Annotated in this window: 2 protein-coding genes; both read left to right on the top strand. The window is 68.7% G+C overall.

Annotated features, from left to right (window positions below):
* Positions 1–346: hypothetical protein (locus ACYP33_RS32345; protein WP_459625253.1), on the top strand; the 346-nt coding region annotated here is incomplete at its 5' end.
* Positions 347–475: 129 nt separating this feature from the next.
* Positions 476–1,500 (top strand): tryptophan--tRNA ligase (gene trpS, locus ACYP33_RS32340; protein ID WP_459625252.1); only part of this gene is annotated, 1,025 nt, incomplete at its 3' end.

The following is a 1,500-nucleotide window of genomic DNA, read 5'->3' as shown; positions in this document are numbered from 1 at the left end:
CGCAACGGCCGGGGCGAGTAAGCCTGACCGGCACGCGTGGCGGCTTCGATGCCGCCGCGCGTGCCCGACGTTTCTTCAACGGCTTCGTTGCGGCGGCTTCGAAGCCGTTTTTTTATGCGCGCGCCGGGGGCTGCCGGCAATCGTTGGCATCCCGAACGATCGACGCGTCGTTGGCGTCGAGGTGAGCCTCGCCGCTGGCCGTGCCGTCAGCCGCGTTGCGCGCCGATTTCTTGCGCAATCCCGCGCCGCCCGCATGGGCGATCGCCGCGCCATGGCCGATTTGTGGCACGCTTGCGCGATGATCTTCCTGCCTTGCCTCTCTACGCATCGCTGGCGCCGCTCCTGACGGCGCGGCATCGTCTCACGCGTTACCCCTGACCTTGTCCGCCGCGGCTCGCCGGCCCGGCTTTGCAACTGCATCTGCTCTGCACCGGCCGACCTTGCGCCGCGGCGGCTTTTCCCGGAGAAAAGCCCGATGTGCCCGACGTCCCTTCCTTCGGCATCCGCCGCGCGCCCCGTCGTGTTGACGGGCGACCGCCCGACCGGCCCGCTGCATCTCGGCCACTACGTCGGCTCGTTGCGCACGCGAGTGCGGCTGCAGGACACCCATCAGCAGAACATCCTGATCGCCGACACACAGGCGATGACCGACAACGCGCACGATCCCGACAAGGTCCGCCGCAACGTGCTCGAAGTGGCGCTCGATTATTTGTCGGTCGGCATCGATCCGGGCAAGACCACCCTCTGCCTGCAATCGGCGCTGCCCGCGCTGGCGGAGCTGACGCTGCTGTACATGAACTTCGTCACGGTCGCGCGGCTGGAGCGCAATCCCACGATCAAGGACGAGATCCAGGCGCGTGGTTTCGGGCGCGACATCCCGGCCGGCTTTCTGTGCTACCCGGTGGCGCAGGCGGCCGACATCACCGGCTTTCGCGCGACGGTGGTGCCGGTGGGCGAGGATCAGGCGCCGCTGATCGAGCAGACCAACGAGATCGTGCGGCGGCTGAACCGCCAGACCGAGCGCGCGCTGCTGCCCGAGGTCGAGGCAATGATCCCCACGCTGGGCCGGCTGCCCGGCATCGATGGCAAGGCGAAGATGAGCAAGTCGCTCGGCAATGCGATCGCGCTGGCCGCGCCCGAGGATGCGATCCGCACGGCGGTGCGGCAGATGTACACCGACCCGAACCACTTGCGCGCGTCGGACCCAGGCACCGTGGAGGGCAATGTGGTGTTCACGTATCTCGACGCGTTCGACGACGACGTGGCCGAGGTCGAGCGGCTCAAGGCGGCGTATCGCGCGGGCGGGCTGGGCGACATGGTGGTCAAGCGTAGGTTGGAGGAGCGCCTGCAGGCGTTCGTCGCACCGATCCGCGCGCGGCGTGCGCAATTGGCGGCCGATCCGGGTTATGTGGTCGAGGTGCTGATGCAGGGCACCGAGCGTGCGCGCGAGGTCACGCAGGCCACGCTCGACGCGGTGCGCGAGGCGCTCGGCACGTTCTC

It is taken from the genome of Burkholderia sp. 3C (assembly GCF_054589155.1).
This window is presented reverse-complemented; position numbering and strand designations above follow the sequence as displayed.